The organism is Methylocystis sp. (assembly GCF_021731785.1).
In the GTDB taxonomy this organism is placed as follows: Bacteria; Pseudomonadota; Alphaproteobacteria; order Rhizobiales; family Beijerinckiaceae; genus Methylocystis.
On record NZ_JAKFWS010000031.1, the window covers coordinates 96662 to 112721 of the forward strand.

A 16060-nucleotide genomic window follows, 5' to 3' on the forward strand; every position below is an offset into this window, starting at 1 on the left:
AGCGTGGTTCTTTTCGGCGCGGCGTCGCGCTGTGTTTCACGGCTCGAACGCAGCAATTCTCGCGCGCCGGCGGAGGACGGCGTGGGTTCGGCCGCTGAGGACGCGGAGATCTGGCGCCTGCACCGCATGAAGAACCGTCGATTTGTCCCATCGGGTTTGGTTCGGCGTTCGCGCAGACGGCGGCTAGCGTGATCGCCCGAACAATCGGAGCAAAGCACATGCGAGGCGATCGACGTCTTATCTTGTCAGGTTTGTTGGTCTCGCTCGCGGGCTGCGCGCATGAAGTGCCAACGACGGTCGACGTGGCGGGCATGCCAAATGCGGAGATCGCTATGCGGCGGAGCATGGCGCATGTCGACAAGGAGATGAGCGCACTTGGTCGTCTGCAGCCATCGCGGCGTGGCGGGCCGGCTGTGGTCCCGGCGGAGCTCGACAAAGTAGTCGCCTTCGAATGGGAAGGCCCGATTGAAGGCGCGGTGGAGAAACTCGCCAAAGAGGTTGGTTACGACGTCGTGGTCGATGCTCCGTTCAACGCGCCGTCGGTGTCGATCGGCATCAGCGCGGGGCCGCAGCGCGTCTATGACATATTCCAGGCGATCGGCCACGCCGCCGGGGATCGGGCGACCGTGCAGGTCGATCCGCAACACCATCGCGTGCAGGTGATTTATCATGTCTAGATCACGAAAAACGAAATTTGCATCGACTGTTCTGGCGTCGACGATCATCGCGTCGATGATGTTCTACCCCGGAGGCCCGGCCTCAGCGCCCGCCTGGGCGAACGGCGGCATCGCCGTCTATCCCGTGCCTCCCGCGCCTTCGCCGGAAGATGTTGACGCCGCGGCGCATGTGCTTGGCAATCCGCTTAACAAGCCGATCACAGGCGCAGCGCACGAGCCGGCAGTGGTCGGCGGCGAGCGGCCTCCTTCTCTTGAGACCCTGCAGGCGGTGAGGGCGGGAGGAGGAGATCCCGGTCTCGGTCTCGAGCCGGGGCGGGAAGATGTGTTGCATCAAGCGGCGTTGACGTTCGGGGCGCAGGGTGGGCTGGCGGGGCGGGCGTTTGCGATCAACGAAATGCTGCGGCGTTATGAGCCGACGCTGGATGAGACCTATGATTTTCATGCGCTGGTGCTGCCGCTCGGCGGCGGGCGCACATTGATGCGGCCGCCGGTGGTCACGCATGCGCAGCTCGCGTTCGCCCTGGGCGACAACGCTCAGGTGGCGCGGGAGACCGACTGCGTCTACGGGATCACGCGCGAAGCGCAGCTTGCGTCGGCGCCGCCCAATTGGCGCGCGTATTTAGTGAGGAATTGGCGAGCGCCATCGCGCCCGCATGACGCGGTGCTGCCGCGCACCGAGCAAGAAGCCGCCTACTGGAACAAATGGGTGGCGGAGGGCTGGGCGCAGGGCGAGAAGCAGGGGGTGGAGATCTTTCTCGCCGACCTCGGACGGCTGCAGCGGGACATCGTCGGCATGGCGCGCTATCGGGTGTTGTTGCGTCAGGGGCTCGTCGCGCATCCGAAAGTCGTTTTTCAAAACAGCATCGTGAACGGCGGGCGCGACGAACTGCGCGCGGGCGACCGCATCGTGCGCATCACCGATCAGCCTGGCCTGCGCGCCGACGCGCGGCGGTGGGGCGCGAAGCGCCACGGGCCTTGTCCGAAATAGACTGATCGTTTGTGGAGAGGGGGAGGAAAGCAAAGATGCGTGTGTGTTGACGGCGCGCCGGCTTTGTTTCGTCAGGGAGCAAGCGATGAAATACCGAAAGGATCTATGGTCCGATTTCGAAGACCTGATGAAGCAGGCGGGCATCGGCGATTGTCGGCTGGCGATCAACATCACGGAGAAGCGCGTGCGCGCGCGTTGCGCGTCGTGGCCGTTGCCGCGGGTGGTGGAGCTGTCGCAAGGCGCGGTGGACGCCGGACCGAGCGTGTGGCGTCCGACGCTCGCGCATCAAGCTGCGCGCACGCGCCAGCGTCGGCGCTGGCTCATTCCGTTCGGCGCAATGGCCATAATGCTCGTCGGCGCGGCGATGGGCGCGCCCGCGATCGGGCTTGCTTGCGCGGGGATTTGGCTGCTGGCGGTAAAGTGGCGCTACGAGCTCGACGCCGACAGATGGGCGGCCCGAGCGGTCGGCGTCGAGACGATGGCGCGAGTTCTCGAGAGATTAGGAATGGCTGGACGATGGCGCGCTGGCGCCTTGCGCCGTCGCGCGCGCCATCAATTGGGATGAAACCATGCTCAATGTCGTAAAGACGGATGCAGCCGCTGGGAGAGAATGGGAGGGGCCGGGCCTGTGTTGGGTTGCGGACCCGCGCAAGAGCGCGCCAGGGCTGGATTCGCTTTTGACGTGGGCCTATCGGGCGGGGGCGTCACGCATTTCGTTTCAAACGGGGGGATCGCCTTCGATCAGGGTTTACGGCCGCAATCGCAAGGTGAACGACGACACGCTGGACGAGGCGGAGATCGCGCAGATCGTCAATCATCTCTATGGCGCGGATGGCATGGCGCGATTGCAAGGCGGCGCGGCGCTCGACACGACATATGAAATCGCGGTGAGCCGCTCGGAGCGGCTGCGTTACCGGTTGAACGTCACGCCGACGCGCACGAGCCGACGCTTCGGCGCGAATGTGGTGATGCGTCCGATCCCGGATTTGCCGCCGTCGCTGGAACAGCAGCTGGTCGAGCCGGGCATCATGGAGGCGTTTCGGCCGCGCAATGGCATGGTGATCGTCTCGGGCGGGACGGGGTCCGGCAAGTCGACGCTGATCGCCGGCATGACGATCGCGAAACTGCACGACGCGAACGGTCATTACGACATTGTGGAGGGCGCCGCGCCGGTGGAGTTTTTGCTCGATCGCGTCAAGAGTCTGTGTTCGACGATCAATCAGAGCGAGATCCCGCGCGACCTGCCGACATTCGAGGAATTCATTCGCGGCTGCATGCGGCGGGAGCCGACCGATATCATCGTCGGCGAGTGTCGCGATACGGCGACGATGAGCGCGGCCATACAGGCGGCGATTTCCGGGCACACGTTGACGACGACGATCCATGCGAATGACGTCGCTTTGACGATGCAGCGCATTGCGAGCCTGTGTCCGTCGGCCGAGAGAGAGAATTTGATCAGCGCGGTGGCGCAGTCGTTGCGGCTGGTCATCAATCAGCGGCTGGCGCAATCGACGGACGGCAAGCGCACGGCGCTGCGCGAGTTTCTGGTGTTCGATCGCAAATTGCGCACGCGCTTTCTGGAGACGGATCCCGCGCAGTGGCCCAGCCTGACGCGACGAGCGATCGAAGAACAGGGTCAGTCATTCGCCAAATCGATCCAGAATGCGCTGATGGAAGGCCGCATCAGCGAGCAGACGGCCGCCTATGAATTGAAAGAGGAAGGCTGATGTGGCGAAACACCGCGTTGCCGACGCGCATCTTGTTTCTCGACGGGCGCGCATGCCTGCCGCTGCTCGTGTTCGTGGTCTATTGGAGCTGGGCGACGTTCTATATCGCGATCATGGGCATGACGTTTTTTGTCGTGGTCCGTTGGGCCGGACTGACCGTGCCGTCGGTGCTGCGGCTTGCGCGGCGGCTGTTCGTCGGCGCCGAGCGCACGGCGGTTCCCGTATGGAAGCGCAGGAGGGCGGCGTGAGCCTGGATATCGGAGAGGTCGAGGGGGTTTTGGAGCGGCTGTTGCTGAAGGAGGGACGCCCGGTGTTGCTCGCGGGGGAAAGCGTTGCGCTCGATTGCGCCGTCGCGGCGGATGGATTGCTGCCATTGTTCGTGATCGCTGGCGAAGCATTGTGGCGCGAAGTCAGGGGAGAAGGCTTTTCACTTAAAACCGAACCCGACGACGGCGCGTTGCTCGGCTACAAGCTCGCGGAGATCGGCACGGGGTCGTTTAAGGCGGTGATGCTGGCGACGATGGAGGCGATGTTTCAGGCGGCGGGGCCAAATGGGATCATCGTCGAGGATCTGGGCCGCGTGTGGATCGCGTCGACGCGGCGGGCCGAGGCGGCGCAATCGGTCGGAGATGCCGATGAAAATGCGATGCAGGCCGGGAGCGGTTCGATGGAACGGCCCAAGGCGGAGACGATTTGATGAAGAGGATATTCGTTTGCGCGCTCGCGATCGCGGCGTTGCACAACGCCCCGACGCGGGCGGCCGACGACATGGCGCGCGGGACTTTTATCAAGGAGTGCATTGACGCGGCGGCGAGCGCTCACGCTGTTCCGCCGGCGATCTTGTTGATCCTGCTCAACGTCGAGAACGGACGCCTCGGGGAGGTCAGTCAGAACACAAATAAGACCGTCGACATCGGTCCGATGCAAGTCAACGATAGTTGGCTGCCCAAACTCGCGGCGCATTGGCGGGCGTCGGTGGATGCGACCTACCTCGCGCTGCGCGATGAGTTTTGCGCCAATATCGAAGCGGGCGCATGGATTTTGCGCCAGGCGCTCGACGAGGCGAAGGGCGACATTTGGGAAGGCGTCGGCCTCTATCATTCACATACCGAGCGGCACAAGACGGAGTATCTGCGTAAAGTATTGCAGCACGCCGGACGATTGCAGAAGCGCGCGTCGGCCGAGTTGGTCGCCGACAATGGTGCGGTGGGGAGGTAATGGCGCGCTCGGCGTCCTCCCACGAAGGCGGCAGCGACGGCGCGGCGTTTCTCATGACCGTGGCGGTGTTTGTCGTCGGGATCGGATTGGGCGGTTGGTATCTCTGGGAGGAGATGCATGCCGAGATCAGCGCGATTGCGATGCAGACGTTGCACGGGCAGATGAGGCTCATTCATCTGTTCACCGACCGTTATGACGTCGCCGACGCGCAGGTTATGGCGACCGATCCGACCAAAGTGAAATTTCTTCAACTCGTCCGCCTCGCGCGCGAGGTCGGGCGCTTCTTTCTTCTGCCGTCTATCGGGCTGGTGCTGGTTCTGGCGGCGGCGTGTTTCAGCCGCGCAGGAGCGAAGCGGTTTTCCAGAGCGCTCGATCTCGAAGGATTGATACGCGAGCAGGTTAAGACGTTTCGTACGCCGGCGGCCTTCGTCGGGCGGCGTTTGGGCTTGGTCGATATCGACCACAAAGAGCCCCGGCCGGCAGATCGGGCGTTGAGCCGCGCCGAGTGGGTCGCACGTTGGGCGACGGACAAGAACGGCGGGTTCAACGAGGGGGCGGCATGGGCCGAGCTCGCGCGCCAACTCGGCGACCCCAGACGCGAGCCTGAAGATGCCCCGCCGCATCTGCGCTGCATGCTGGCGGTTTTTTCTCTACATCGCGCGCAGCGACGGGATGAAGCGCTCGCCTATCTCGGCGATCTCTCGGAGTCCCTCATCCCCGCCGGCAAGGAAGGGCGCGGGGGCCCCGCAAAGGGGCTCGCTTTCCCGGTTGCCCTGATCGCCAAGGCCGATGACTTGCTTGGTTCGCGCGATTTCCGACAGCCGCTCGTCGACACGATGAGCATGCACGGTTTCACGACGACGGCGGCGATGAGCGTGTTGATCGCGGCGCGGCTGGAAGGGGGCGTTCTACCGCCGTCGCAATTCGGGTTTTTGAAGCTGGTCGACCGCCGGCTCTGGTATGCGCTGCATTCGTTGGGATATCCCGCCGACATGTTCAATCCGCAACTCCATCCGACGCCGCGCGTCGAGGCGCTCGGCGCGCGCGATCATTGGGCGACGGAACGGATGCTCGGCGAAGCTTTGTCTCTCCCGTCGATCGACCGCGCCCTCTCCGCGCTCCGATCGTCCTGATGGCTGCGCAGGGAGTTCGCGGTCGTAACGACGGCGAGGATCGAGTTGACCGGTGGGGCGGCGGCTGCGTGATTGTCGCCCTGCGTCACAGGTTTGAGTTTTCGCATATCGGCAAATCCGTGTTCGGGGGCGTTGCGGGAGGGGCAAAGCGAGTCATGAGGGGCGATCCGAGCCGACAAATTTGGCGGAAAGGCGATCGATGGATTTCGCGGCGGCGACGGAAATATCGAGGGATTTTATTCGCGCGAGGCCGTTCGATCATGTGTCGCGAACGCAAGTAAGGAGGTTTTGATGGAGGCGCCTTTCTCGGATGCGGCGGACGGCCGGTCGAAAATCATCGTCGAGCCGCCGCACATTCATATCGATGTGCATGTTCATCTCGATGGGGCCGTCGGCGTTGCGCCCGTAGCGGATAAGCGGGACGCCCCATCTCGCGAATTTGACCAGCCGCCAGCGGCCAGCGAGAGGTCGAAGCGGCCGTTGCTCACCAGTCTCGTGGTTGCGGCCGGCGTGCTGGCGGTCGGTTACGGCGGCTATCATGCGGGGATCGTCTCTTCGGCCCAACAAGTCTCGTCGCCCCGCCTCGCCGCCGCGGTGCGGCCGCCTAATCATCCGACGGATACGGCGCCCGCTGCGTTGCCGGAGGCGCTCGCCCGCGAGTTGCAGCAGGCGCCGCAGATCACGCCGCCGCCGGGGGCGGCGACGAAGTCCGGCGCGCCATCTGGTCCGGCATCTTTCGGACTGCACGACTAGCGCGGGCGAGGTCGCGATTTCAATGGACAACGGAAGGCGGCGATGAGGGAAGCGCGAGATTGCGATCCGAATGTGTTGCATCCGGAAACCGAGGCGGCCGTCGAACAGTTTGCGAGCGCTTTGAAAGCGAAATTGGTTCGAGCGCAACAAAAATATGGTCATTCGACGGGTTGGAAATATGAGGATTGGCGGACAACCTGCCAATCCGAATTGACGAGACACGTCGCCAAAGGCGATCCCTTGGATGTCGCCGCTTATGCTCTGTTCTGTTGGGCGCGCGGCTGGACGACGTGCGCGCGTTCGGACGGCTCGGATTTGATGTCGTCGCCAGGCCGCATCGCGTCGGCGAACGCGATCGGCGCAGGTTCGGCGCGGCTCCTCGGAGGCGAGGCATGATCCCGCGCGAGATTTCAGGACCGCAGGATCGGTTCGAGCGCTCGGGCGCTCAGGCGTTGCGTGACTTGAGGCCGATCTCGACGCGAGCGTGGGCCGCGTTGATGAGCGAATTTTCGGGGGCTGTGCTCGCGGTCGCCGCCGGCGTGATGGCGTTCGAGCCGGCCGCAGTCGAGGTGATCGTTCCGGCGGCTATCGGTTACGCTGGTCTGGTGCTGACGCGGCGAGTCAAATTGCCGCTGCGGTTGCCGAAGAGCGCGGGGATGAAGGATTGGAATGACCCGGATCCGAAAAACCGGCAGCCGCGGCGGGCGGCGGGCGTAGTGTATCTCGGCCGCGACGTGAACGGCAAGGAATTGTGGATCACCGCGCCAGACGCGCGCCAACATGGGACGATTCCGGGAACGACCGGCGCGGGAAAGACGACGGCGATCCTGAGTTTCTTATGCAACGCCCTGACTCATGGGAGCGGCTTCGTCCTGGTCGACGGCAAGGGGGACAGCGAGCTGTTCGGCGAGGTGATGGCGTTCGCGCGGCGGTTCGGGCGCGAGGACGACGTGTTGCATCTCAATCTGCTCGTCGCCAGCGGCAGCAAGGAGAGCCACAGCTTCAATCCTTTCGCGACGGGCAACGCCGACCAGATTCGCGAGATGGTGGTGAGCCAACTCGGAGAACAAGCGGCCAATGATTCGAACGGCGTGTTCCGCAGCCGCGCCGTCGCGCTGATTGGAGCCGTTATACCGGTTTTGACGTGGATCAGGGATCACGCGGGCATAGGAATCGACATCGAGAAGATTCGCGACGCGCTGGAATTGCGCGTGATCTGGAAACTGGCGGTTAAGGGCGATTACGAGCTGCGCGATCCGGCGACGAGCAAGACGAGGGACATTCGGCTGGATTTGCCGCAGGACGTCGTCTACCCGCTGAGAGCCTATCTCGGGGAGCTTCCAGGCTATGATACGGAGCTCGACTACAACAAGCAGAAATCGGACGATCCGTCGAAGCAGCATGGCTATGCGCGATTCTACTTCACGGAAATGTTCACGCAGTTGGGGGTGTCGCTCGGACACATCTTCAAAGTCGAGCAGGGCGACATCGACATGCGCGACGTGATCCTGAATCGGCGCATACTCGTGGTCTCCTTGCCGGATTTGGAGAATTCGTCCGACACGTTGGCGGGGCTGGGCAAGATCGTGGTGACGTCAGTGCGCGGCATGATGGCGCAGATGTTGAGCACGCCGAGGGCGATGCTGGGGCCGGACGCTCCTTATCCGGTGGTGTTCGACGAGGTTTCGTCTTACGCGACGAGCGATTTGGCGCGGATGTTGAGGCAGGGTCGCGCCCTGAATATTTCGTTCTGGCTTGGCTTTCAGGAAGTCTCGGGCATTTTCGCCGAGCTCGGCGAGAGAACATACACGCTGCTCGGCAACGCTGCTCTCACCGTGGCGATGCGTTTGCAAGACGCCAATCGAACGCGTCAATGGATAGAGGAGACGTCGGGCAAGGCGGATGTGGCTCAGGCGACGAGCTATCGTGGCGGGGACATCGGCGAATATCACGACACGCGCCAGGCCGATGTGCGGCAGGTGGCGCGCGTGGACTGGCGGGACCTTCAGCGCCTGATCGAGGGCGAGGCGATCATTCTGTCGGGCGACCGGCGCATTCACGCCAAGGTGTTTCATGCGGTGGTGGACAAGACCGGGCCGAAGCGGCTGGTGCGGCCTGTTCCGCTGGAGCTACCCGCGCGTCAAACGGTCCAGGATCATCGGGAACGCATTCGGGAGATCGCGAGCCGGATCGAGAACGGGATCATCGCGGCCGGTGGGGCGGAGCCAATGTCGCCGACATTACGGGCTATGTATGAGGGGTTCCGCGACGAGCTGGAGAAGGGCGGCAACGGGCGGGCGTGCGTCGATGCGGCGATCGCGGCCGCCGGGAGGGTTCCCTTCGCTCCTGGCGAGACGGGCGGATGGCAGGCGCGGTTCGCGCCGATGCTGGAGTCGGCGGTGGATGGAACGCCGGGAGAATCGGCGCATGTCGTGGCGCTGCTCGATCCTGGCGACGCCAGGCTTTTTACCACGCTCGTCGAGATCGAGACGACCGCCGGAGCGTCGGAGCAGAAAGCGCGAGAAAATGTGTCGGCTCTGATGGCGCGGGTCGCGGCGGCGGTGAAGGAATTCGGCGGTCGGAAACCAACACCTCCGACCGCCTCTAAATTGCGCGAGAATTTGGAGATGCGCGTGATCGCCGGAGGGGCCGATGTCGATGAGGCGCAGCCGGCGGTCAGACGAAGCATGGGAGCGTCGCCTTGAAAAACAGAGAGAGACGTGCGGGCGCGCTTCGGCGCGGCGCGGCGATTTTGGGAATTGCGCTGTTGCCTGTGGCGTTCGCGGGATGCCAAGACGAGGAACAGGCGGAGAGTCGGCAGCGGCCGCAGACGTTCATGACGGCGCAGGCCCCACGGCCGTTCGCGGGGGCTGGGCCGGTTCAGACTGCGCGCCCGACTGACGCCGCCAAATTCGCCTATACCCATGAATTGTGGATTGTGGTGGCGCCGCGCTGGGTGGGGCCGCATTTCGAGCGAGCGAAGTCGTTATGCGCGAGCGACGCGTCACTGCGATGCGTCCTGCTGGACGCGAGCACGAATCTGAACGACGGCGGCCCCTCTCGCCCGAGCGCCAATCTCCAGGTGCGGCTTCCCCACGGGTCGGTCGCCGCGTTTACGAAGATCGTGACGACGGCGGTCGAGGGGGAAAATCAGAGCGATCTTGTGGTGAGCCGGTCGGCGACACGGTTGGAGGATCTCGGCCAGCCGCTCGCCGATACCAAACGGCGACGGGAGCAGCTGGACGATTATCGCAATCGTCTGAAGGCGCTGGAGGGGCGCGCGGATACGCGGGCGGAGGATCTGATCAAGATCGCCAACGAACTGTCGCGCACGCAGTCGCAGATCGAAGAAATCGACGAGCAGCGACGTAAGCTGGAGGAACGCGTCGACACCGAGCTGGTGAGCGTCTTCATTCAATCGGAAGCGCCGTCCGGCGGGCCGCTGGCTCCGATCGAACAGGTGTGGAGGCGCGCGGCGAACATCATCGGGGCGAGCGCGGCGGCGGCGCTTCGCTTCGCGCTGATGGCGGCGCCGTGGACGCCGCTCATTTTTATTGTCGCCCTTTTGTTGCGCTGGATTCTGCGGGGCTGGCGGCGCCGCCGCGAAGATGCTTAGTGGGAGCGAAGCGTTTGGCGCGGGGCTCGGCGGTCTCGTTGAGGCGCTGGCGCGCAACAGGGGGACGGCGCTCATCGCGCTCGGCGCCGTCGGGTTCCTTTGTCTGGCGTTTCTCTCCCTTCGGACGCGCCCGCCGCGTTACCGGCGCGGACGCTTTCTTTCCCAAAACGAGAAGCGCTTCCTTTGCGCCCTGGACGAGGCGGTGGGGGAGGACTATCGCGTTTTTGCGCAAGTGCGGCTCGCCGATCTCCTCGATGTCGATGCGGGCCCGCGCGAGCCACGACGATGGCGAGCGATGCGGCCCGTATTCGGCAAGAGCGTCGATTTCGTGATTTGCGCCGCGGCGACATTGGAGCCGGCGGCGGCGATCGAAGTCGACGACCGAACGCATCTGCTTTCCCATCGCCAGGAGCGGGACGTGTTCGTCAATACGGTGTTCGCGGAGATCGGGTTGCCGTTGCTGCGCGTGTCGGCTCGACGCAGTTACTCGGCGAGCGCGGTCAGGAAGATGCTGGCCGACGGCGGCGTCGATTGTGGATCGGCGAGAACCGGTTTCAAAGCTATGGAGCGACTATGAGAAATGCGTTTACCATTTTGGTCGCCGTGGCTCTCGTCGGCGTCGTGGTCGCGGCCTATGCCGGCGGCGACGGAAAGGGTTTGGAAAAATCCGTGATGCACGGCGTCGGATGGGGGATCGGCCGCGAGATTGCCCACAATGTCTTTCGTCACGTCTTTCACTAAGAGGACGTTCGGCTCCGCGCTCGTTTTGAAAGGCGCAGGGTGCGTGTGCGCTCATTCGCGTGTCGCACATTGTATCTGCATCGGCGGCATTTTGTGGGTGATGGGCGGTTTGATTTTGGCGCAAGGCGTCACAGAGTTTGCCGGCGTCCTCGGGGAGCCCGTCGGCGGCGTGAGAGGGGCCCTATGACGCGGGAAAGAAATAGTCGAATGGTTTGGCCGGGTTTGATGCGGACGATTGGCTCGCTGACGTGTCTCATCGCGAGTGGCGCGAGCGCTTGGGCCGACGGCTGCTATGCTCTGAACGGCGGCTCGGCCGTCGGCCGGCGTTACACCGACACGCTCGCAGAGGCGACGCGCCTCGCCGTCGGCGCTGCGACGGTTCGGAAACTGGAGCTTGGGCGGGCCTATACGATGGAGTTCCGCGGCGACCGCCTGAACTTGGTGATCGACAAAGCGGAGATCGTCGTGGCGGTTCGCTGCGGCTGATCTTCATTCCGGTTGCGCCGCATGCGCGGGCGCGATCATCGATAACGACGCGAATTGCCGCGACTGGCCATTCGCGCCTCGACGACAAATCATCTCGGGACCTGATCAACGTGAGAGGTCTCGTGATGAACGACAAATCATATGACATTGCGTTGCTTCGTGCGGCTCCCAAGGGAGACGCCGATGCGTCGACGCAATGCCTGACGCCGGTCGAAGACCAGCTTCTTCGCGAAGCCTTCGGACGCTATGGCGGAGAGGCGCAGGCGCGAGCCGATGCGGCCTTGGTCGTGGCGCGCTATCAGCAGATGGGCGGTGGCATGTGGTTCGTTTGTGGCTGTCGTGAAGACGGTGGCCGCTTTCCGGTGCTGGTTCCGGTTTCCCAAACGCACATCCGTCGGCATGAGGATGGGATCTGGCCGGGGCATGACGAGGCATGCGATTTTTTCCGCGACCCGGAACAGCAATGCGCCATCTTGCGCAGCTACCGGCGCGAATCCGGTAATGACGCGATCCGATTGGCGAGAGCGTTCGGAGAGCCGGGTCCAAAGTTGGAGCGAGCGTTTGTTGGGGTGTCCGTTGCGAGGAGCCGGCCGACGCTGGCTCGTCTTCTCGCTCGGATCGTCGATGACGCGGGACTGCAGAAGATTCCGCCCGGCTGGCGGAAACCACCGTCGCTGCGCGACCAGTCGGCGGCGCTCTGGGAGGCGGCCAGGGGCGTGTATTTGGACTCCAATGTGCGTCTTCCGGATTTCTTTTGCACCAGTGCGCGCAAGCTCGGGGAGTTAGTCGAAAAGATCGGCAAAACGAGGCCGGGACGCTTCACGTGCACCCGTCCGCACGGCGTATTGATCGCGCGCCTCGAGGCGATTCACTCGGGCGCGCTCGAACCGATGGCCGGCGATCCGATTCCGGTGCGCGGACGCATCGCCGTGTTCGGGGAGCGGGCAGGGCGTGGTGGATCGCTCGCGGACAATGCGCGAGCGCCCTATCTCGCGGCTTGTGTAGTTGGGCGTGCGGAGGACGACGGGCCAGTGGAAGTCTTGTCGGCCTATGCGCATCCTTGCGCGAGCGCGGACCATTTGATGCTCGTCGACAGCGATTACGAGAGGCGGACTCTTGCGCAATTGCGAAGTCTCCAGGAATGGCTCGAGAAAAAACGCGGCGTCGGTCTCACGATCGAAAAGCCGGTGTTCGAACTGGGACCTGTCGATGAAGGGGAAAATTCGTCAGTGGGACGAGGGGTCTGCATTCCGGATTTCGTGTTGCGCGCGACGGGCGTCGGCGACGGTGGGCATGAGATCGCGATCATCGAGACGATGGGATTCGCAGATGCGAGCTATCGCACCCGCAAGACGCGGATGCACGCGATGATGAGCGCCGCGCTCGGCGGCGCACCGGTCGTGATGCACGATTTCGTGGAGATCGGCAGCATGAGTCGGGAAGAGTATGATCGCGCGTTTTGGCGCGGCCTGATGCGACTCGTGGCGGGGCGCGGAGATGTTCCGACGCGAGATGGCGGGATCCGGAGGCCGAGAGATATTCGATGCGCGCCGGTTCAGCCCCCGGGCGAGGGGGAAGAACGTCGCGGAACAGGAGCGTCGGCAGCCGGCTGATCGGCTGTCCTCGGTCGAGCGCGCGGCGCAGAGCGCTGTTGAAGCAACCCGGCGTCGAGACTTTGAAGCGTGTCGCGAAGCAAGGCGGAGTTGCGTTTTGCGTCCTCACCGAATTCGGCGATGTGCCGCGCCAGATGGTCGATGAGGATGTTCGAGCATGCTCGTTCCCGGGCCTGCCGTCCGGCGTCTTTGCATTCCGACGCCCATTTATGAAACGCGTGGCTCTGTTTGATGAAGGCGTCGATCCCTCGCTCCTTGGTCCGTCGGTAGGCCTCGACGAGATCGAGGGCGAGCGATTTATAAGGCTTGTGCGCCATGTCGGCGGCGACGCGCCGCCATAAGTCCTCGCTCTCGATCGGCTTGGCGTCGCCGAGCGCCCGGCTTCTTTTCTCGGCCTCGTAGACGGCGGCTTCGGAAATCATCGTCCAGGTTTGTCCTCTGGCGCGGCTTTCGGCGACGTAGGCCTTGAAGGCGGTGATGCCGGCGCTGCCGCGCGGCAGGGCGTCGATATGTTCGTCGGAGGTGCGGCCCTGCGCGGCGTCGACGGTCAGAGCGTGACCAAAACCGAGCATGAGGCGTTTGGTCTTCGGATCGATCAGCCGTCGCCACTCGACCTCGCCGATTTGCCCTTTTGCGTTTTGAAGAACCAGCCCTTCGTCCGTCTTGCCGAGCACTTTGACGACATGGCCGTTATAGCCGATCGGCCCCTGCTTGCCGTCGATGCGCGCCCAAGTATAGCGATAGAGGCGCAGATGATCTCCGGTGGCGATCGGCAGGTCGAAGGTGTGCGGTTCGTTGGAGCCGCGCGGGGCGACGGCCTTGTGGATCGTCTCGTCATCGCCGATTTCGCCGCGCGCTTTCAGGCGGTGGCGTATCGCCACACTGATGGCGGCGGCGTCCTCGTTGGTGAGTGTCGAGACGGTGACGCTGCGTGTCGCGCCCCCAGCCCGCAACATATCGCGTCGATTGAGATAGAAGCCGGCGATTTTGCTGGCGACCTGGTCGTAGTCGCCGCCGACGAGCATGGCCGAGCCGTCTTCCCTTTTCATGGAGAGGGCTTCTTGCGCCTTGGCGTCGCGAAAGAGGCCGGCGATCTGGCGATGGCGCCTGTCGATCTGGCGAACGGCCGTCAGGAGTTCGGGCTGCGCCGTCCGCGGCAGGGCGCGGCGCATGATCTCGATCGTGTCGCCGGCTTCGATCGCCTGGGCCTGCTCGCGGTCGCCGAGCGCCTTGATGGTCATGCCGGTTTTGGCTTGCAGTTCGAGCAGCCGCAGCATCGGTCGCGGGGCGATCTGGCTGATCTCGTCGATGACGAGGATCGTGTTGCGGGTCGGGATGAATTCCCCCGATTCGACAGTATTCAAGAAGGGTTCGAGCGCCCGCGTCCATTGAACGCCGGGGACTTGCAACTGGTCGGCTTGGCTCCAGGCGGTGGACACGCCGACGATTTCCCGTCCGCCCGCGTCGAAACGCGTGTCGGCTTTCCAGGCGGCGACAAGCGGCTGCAGGAGCGTGGTCTTGCCGGAGCCGGCGACGCCGGTAAGCAGCGTGAGCGCGCCGCCCTGGCCGAGCGCGTAGATGGCGGCTTTCTGGGCGGCGCCGTGTTCCGGTTCGCTATCGAAATCGAGCCCGGAGGCGTCGATGGCGTCGCGAATGGCTTTTGTGGGGAGAGCGCCGGAGATGTCGAGGGCCGCGCGCGTAGCGCGTCGTTGCAAGTCCGCCTCGATGCGGATTTGCGCGGAGTTGGTGACGCGCAGCACTTCTCTGGCCTCGTCGTCGGCCGGATCGCGTTTGGCCCAGGCCATCACCAGATCGACATGTTCGCCTCTGAGCTCGATGCCCTTGCGTTCGATCAGTTCGACGACGCGGTCGATGTCCTCCGCGCCGCCGCCGACGCCGGCCCCGATTAGTCCGCGCGCTGCGTGGGTGCGAAGTTTGTCGTGGTCGATGACGGCCGATGTGTGGAATTCGTCGGCGAGATGCTTCGCCGCGAAGGCGTAGGCCTGTTCGTAACGCTCGGCGTCGGTGAGCGTCTTGTGTTGGACGTCGTCCAACACGGTCGTGTGTTCCCAGCCGATCGCCTCTGCCTGGGCGCGCCAGATTTGATGATCGTTTTTCTCGCCGTGCTTGGCGAGGCGCGCGGCGACGCCAGCCTCTGCAAGGATTTCGGCCTTTTTCTCAGCGGAGATGTCGTCCCAATCGAGGCCCTGGCTGGTCGCGAAGGCTTTGGCGTTGCGCAGGACCTGATGGCGGCTCTTGCTGAACGCCTCATTGGCGAATTGAGGAATGTCGGCAATGACGACGGCTTCTTCTTTTGCGTCATAGGCGACGCGGATACCGAGCGCCCGCAATTCGTCGGCGAGGACGGCTTGACCGAAGGCGCCGAACTCGTGGACACGCGAGTGTAGGCGCTGGGTGTCGAGCGAGCCGATATGGCCGTCGTCGGTGACGACGATGTTGAACATGGCGTTGTGAATGTGATCGTGCGGGTCGCCGGCGATCGGCGCTTCCAGGAGATAGGTGGCGCCGTCGCGACCGTCTTGGACAGGAAGGGTCGGGCGGGCGATGTAATGGCGAAAACTGACCCATGTGACCGCACCTGGATCGGAGCCGTTCTCGCCCGCGCGTCCCCGCCTGGCCCAGCCGATTTCTCGGGCGATATAGTGCATGGCGGCGTCGTTGGCGCGAGCGATGGCGGTGCGGATGGCGGCGGATTCGGCCGGGCTGGCGGCGAATTCGGCCGCCAGCGTCACGGATTTGTGCGGCGAGAAGGTGAAGTCGTAACCGCTGATGTCTCTTTTGTGTTTGGACCAGGCCTCGCCATTGTCGGCGCGCTTGCCTTCGAACAGGCGGTCGAGTTCTTCGTCTTTCGGCGCATGATGAGAATTGACGCCGAGGGCGCGGGCGATCGGCAGCGGCATGTCGCGTCGCCATTGCGGGCCGCTGTCGGAGCCGGCGTAATAGTCGGTGAGCCGGCTGCCGGGCTCGAGCGGGCGACCGGGAGCCTCGGGCGTTTGTGCGGCGGACTGACCGATTTTGGCCTCGGTGAAATACATACGGACGAGCTTGCCGTTGGAGCCGGCGGCGAATTTGCGAAAGGTGATCATC

The 16060-nt window shown here is 64.1% G+C and carries 16 protein-coding genes; 15 read left to right on the forward strand and 1 reads right to left on the reverse strand.

The annotated features are described in order from the left end of the window. Positions 1 to 311: 311 nt before the first annotated feature. From QZ964_RS06430 to QZ964_RS06500, 15 genes are all read left to right on the forward strand, one after another. Complete coding sequence (locus QZ964_RS06430; RefSeq protein WP_292530163.1) at positions 312 to 677, forward strand: DotD/TraH family lipoprotein; 366 nt, start codon at positions 312 to 314, stop codon at positions 675 to 677. Beyond that, positions 670 to 1665 (forward strand): type IV secretion system DotC family protein, encoded by a 996-nt coding sequence (locus tag QZ964_RS06435; RefSeq protein ID WP_292530078.1) that lies wholly within the window; start codon positions 670 to 672, stop codon positions 1663 to 1665. The genes QZ964_RS06430 and QZ964_RS06435 overlap by 8 nt, the downstream gene beginning before the upstream one ends. 85 nt (positions 1666 to 1750) lie before the next feature. Further along, positions 1751 to 2230, forward strand: a complete 480-nt coding sequence (locus QZ964_RS06440; protein WP_292530079.1) for a hypothetical protein — start codon at positions 1751 to 1753, stop codon at positions 2228 to 2230. A gap of 4 nt (positions 2231 to 2234) precedes the next feature. Next, on the forward strand, positions 2235 to 3392 hold the full coding sequence (locus QZ964_RS06445; protein WP_292530081.1) for an ATPase, T2SS/T4P/T4SS family: 1158 nt from the start codon (positions 2235 to 2237) through the stop codon (positions 3390 to 3392). Beyond that, complete coding sequence (gene icmT, locus QZ964_RS06450; RefSeq protein WP_292530082.1) at positions 3392 to 3640, forward strand: IcmT/TraK family protein; 249 nt, start codon at positions 3392 to 3394, stop codon at positions 3638 to 3640. Before QZ964_RS06445 ends, icmT begins: the two co-directional genes overlap by 1 nt. After that, positions 3637 to 4089: a hypothetical protein gene (locus QZ964_RS06455; RefSeq protein ID WP_292530084.1), complete on the forward strand. Its 453-nt coding sequence runs from the start codon at positions 3637 to 3639 to the stop codon at positions 4087 to 4089. The genes icmT and QZ964_RS06455 overlap by 4 nt, the downstream gene beginning before the upstream one ends. Then, positions 4089 to 4610 carry a lytic transglycosylase domain-containing protein gene (locus tag QZ964_RS06460; RefSeq protein WP_292530086.1) on the forward strand — a complete coding sequence of 174 codons (522 nt, stop codon included), beginning with the start codon at positions 4089 to 4091 and terminating at the stop codon, positions 4608 to 4610. Before QZ964_RS06455 ends, QZ964_RS06460 begins: the two co-directional genes overlap by 1 nt. Then, on the forward strand, positions 4610 to 5743 hold the full coding sequence (locus QZ964_RS06465) for a hypothetical protein (protein WP_292530088.1): 1134 nt from the start codon (positions 4610 to 4612) through the stop codon (positions 5741 to 5743). Before QZ964_RS06460 ends, QZ964_RS06465 begins: the two co-directional genes overlap by 1 nt. Before the next feature lie 291 nt (positions 5744 to 6034). Then, complete coding sequence (locus QZ964_RS06470; RefSeq protein ID WP_292530090.1) at positions 6035 to 6496, forward strand: hypothetical protein; 462 nt, start codon at positions 6035 to 6037, stop codon at positions 6494 to 6496. Positions 6497 to 6888: 392 nt separating this feature from the next. After that, positions 6889 to 9201 (forward strand): TraM recognition domain-containing protein, encoded by a 2313-nt coding sequence (locus tag QZ964_RS06475; RefSeq protein WP_292530091.1) that lies wholly within the window; start codon positions 6889 to 6891, stop codon positions 9199 to 9201. Continuing rightward, entirely contained in the window at positions 9198 to 10112 is a 915-nt protein-coding gene (locus QZ964_RS06480; RefSeq protein ID WP_292530093.1) for a DUF4349 domain-containing protein, read from the forward strand. Before QZ964_RS06475 ends, QZ964_RS06480 begins: the two co-directional genes overlap by 4 nt. Beyond that, positions 10105 to 10689 carry a DUF2726 domain-containing protein gene (locus tag QZ964_RS06485; protein WP_292530095.1) on the forward strand — a complete coding sequence of 195 codons (585 nt, stop codon included), beginning with the start codon at positions 10105 to 10107 and terminating at the stop codon, positions 10687 to 10689. Before QZ964_RS06480 ends, QZ964_RS06485 begins: the two co-directional genes overlap by 8 nt. Further along, on the forward strand, positions 10686 to 10853 hold the full coding sequence (locus QZ964_RS06490; protein WP_292530098.1) for a hypothetical protein: 168 nt from the start codon (positions 10686 to 10688) through the stop codon (positions 10851 to 10853). Before QZ964_RS06485 ends, QZ964_RS06490 begins: the two co-directional genes overlap by 4 nt. 225 nt (positions 10854 to 11078) lie before the next feature. Next, complete coding sequence (locus QZ964_RS06495) at positions 11079 to 11339, forward strand: I78 family peptidase inhibitor (protein ID WP_292530100.1); 261 nt, start codon at positions 11079 to 11081, stop codon at positions 11337 to 11339. A 125-nt stretch (positions 11340 to 11464) separates the two neighbouring features. Further along, a complete protein-coding gene (locus QZ964_RS06500) occupies positions 11465 to 12952 on the forward strand; it encodes a hypothetical protein (RefSeq protein WP_292530102.1) in 1488 nt (495 codons plus the stop codon). Here QZ964_RS06500 and mobF read toward each other — a convergent pair. Continuing rightward, positions 12895 to 16059 carry a MobF family relaxase gene (gene mobF / locus QZ964_RS06505; RefSeq protein ID WP_292530111.1) on the reverse strand — a complete coding sequence of 1055 codons (3165 nt, stop codon included), beginning with the start codon at positions 16057 to 16059 and terminating at the stop codon, positions 12895 to 12897. The two genes, QZ964_RS06500 and mobF, sit on opposite strands and share 58 nt — an antisense overlap. Position 16060: the final 1 nt, after the last annotated feature.

Bases quoted from the DNA above. Each gene is read 5' to 3' on its own strand.
- QZ964_RS06430 (WP_292530163.1), top strand. From the start codon at position 312: ATGCCAAATGCGGAGATCGCTATGCGGCGGAGCATGGCGCATGTCGAC.
- QZ964_RS06435 (WP_292530078.1), top strand. From the start codon at position 670: ATGTCTAGATCACGAAAAACGAAATTTGCATCGACTGTTCTGGCGTCG.
- QZ964_RS06440 (WP_292530079.1), top strand. From the start codon at position 1,751: ATGAAATACCGAAAGGATCTATGGTCCGATTTCGAAGACCTGATGAAG.
- QZ964_RS06445 (WP_292530081.1), top strand. From the start codon at position 2,235: ATGCTCAATGTCGTAAAGACGGATGCAGCCGCTGGGAGAGAATGGGAG.
- icmT (WP_292530082.1), top strand. From the start codon at position 3,392: ATGTGGCGAAACACCGCGTTGCCGACGCGCATCTTGTTTCTCGACGGG.
- QZ964_RS06460 (WP_292530086.1), top strand. From the start codon at position 4,089: ATGAAGAGGATATTCGTTTGCGCGCTCGCGATCGCGGCGTTGCACAAC.
- QZ964_RS06465 (WP_292530088.1), top strand. From the start codon at position 4,610: ATGGCGCGCTCGGCGTCCTCCCACGAAGGCGGCAGCGACGGCGCGGCG.
- QZ964_RS06470 (WP_292530090.1), top strand. From the start codon at position 6,035: ATGGAGGCGCCTTTCTCGGATGCGGCGGACGGCCGGTCGAAAATCATC.
- QZ964_RS06475 (WP_292530091.1), top strand. From the start codon at position 6,889: ATGATCCCGCGCGAGATTTCAGGACCGCAGGATCGGTTCGAGCGCTCG.
- QZ964_RS06485 (WP_292530095.1), top strand. From the start codon at position 10,105: ATGCTTAGTGGGAGCGAAGCGTTTGGCGCGGGGCTCGGCGGTCTCGTT.
- QZ964_RS06490 (WP_292530098.1), top strand. From the start codon at position 10,686: ATGAGAAATGCGTTTACCATTTTGGTCGCCGTGGCTCTCGTCGGCGTC.
- QZ964_RS06495 (WP_292530100.1), top strand. From the start codon at position 11,079: ATGCGGACGATTGGCTCGCTGACGTGTCTCATCGCGAGTGGCGCGAGC.
- QZ964_RS06500 (WP_292530102.1), top strand. From the start codon at position 11,465: ATGAACGACAAATCATATGACATTGCGTTGCTTCGTGCGGCTCCCAAG.
- mobF (WP_292530111.1), bottom strand. From the start codon at position 16,059: ATGATCACCTTTCGCAAATTCGCCGCCGGCTCCAACGGCAAGCTCGTC.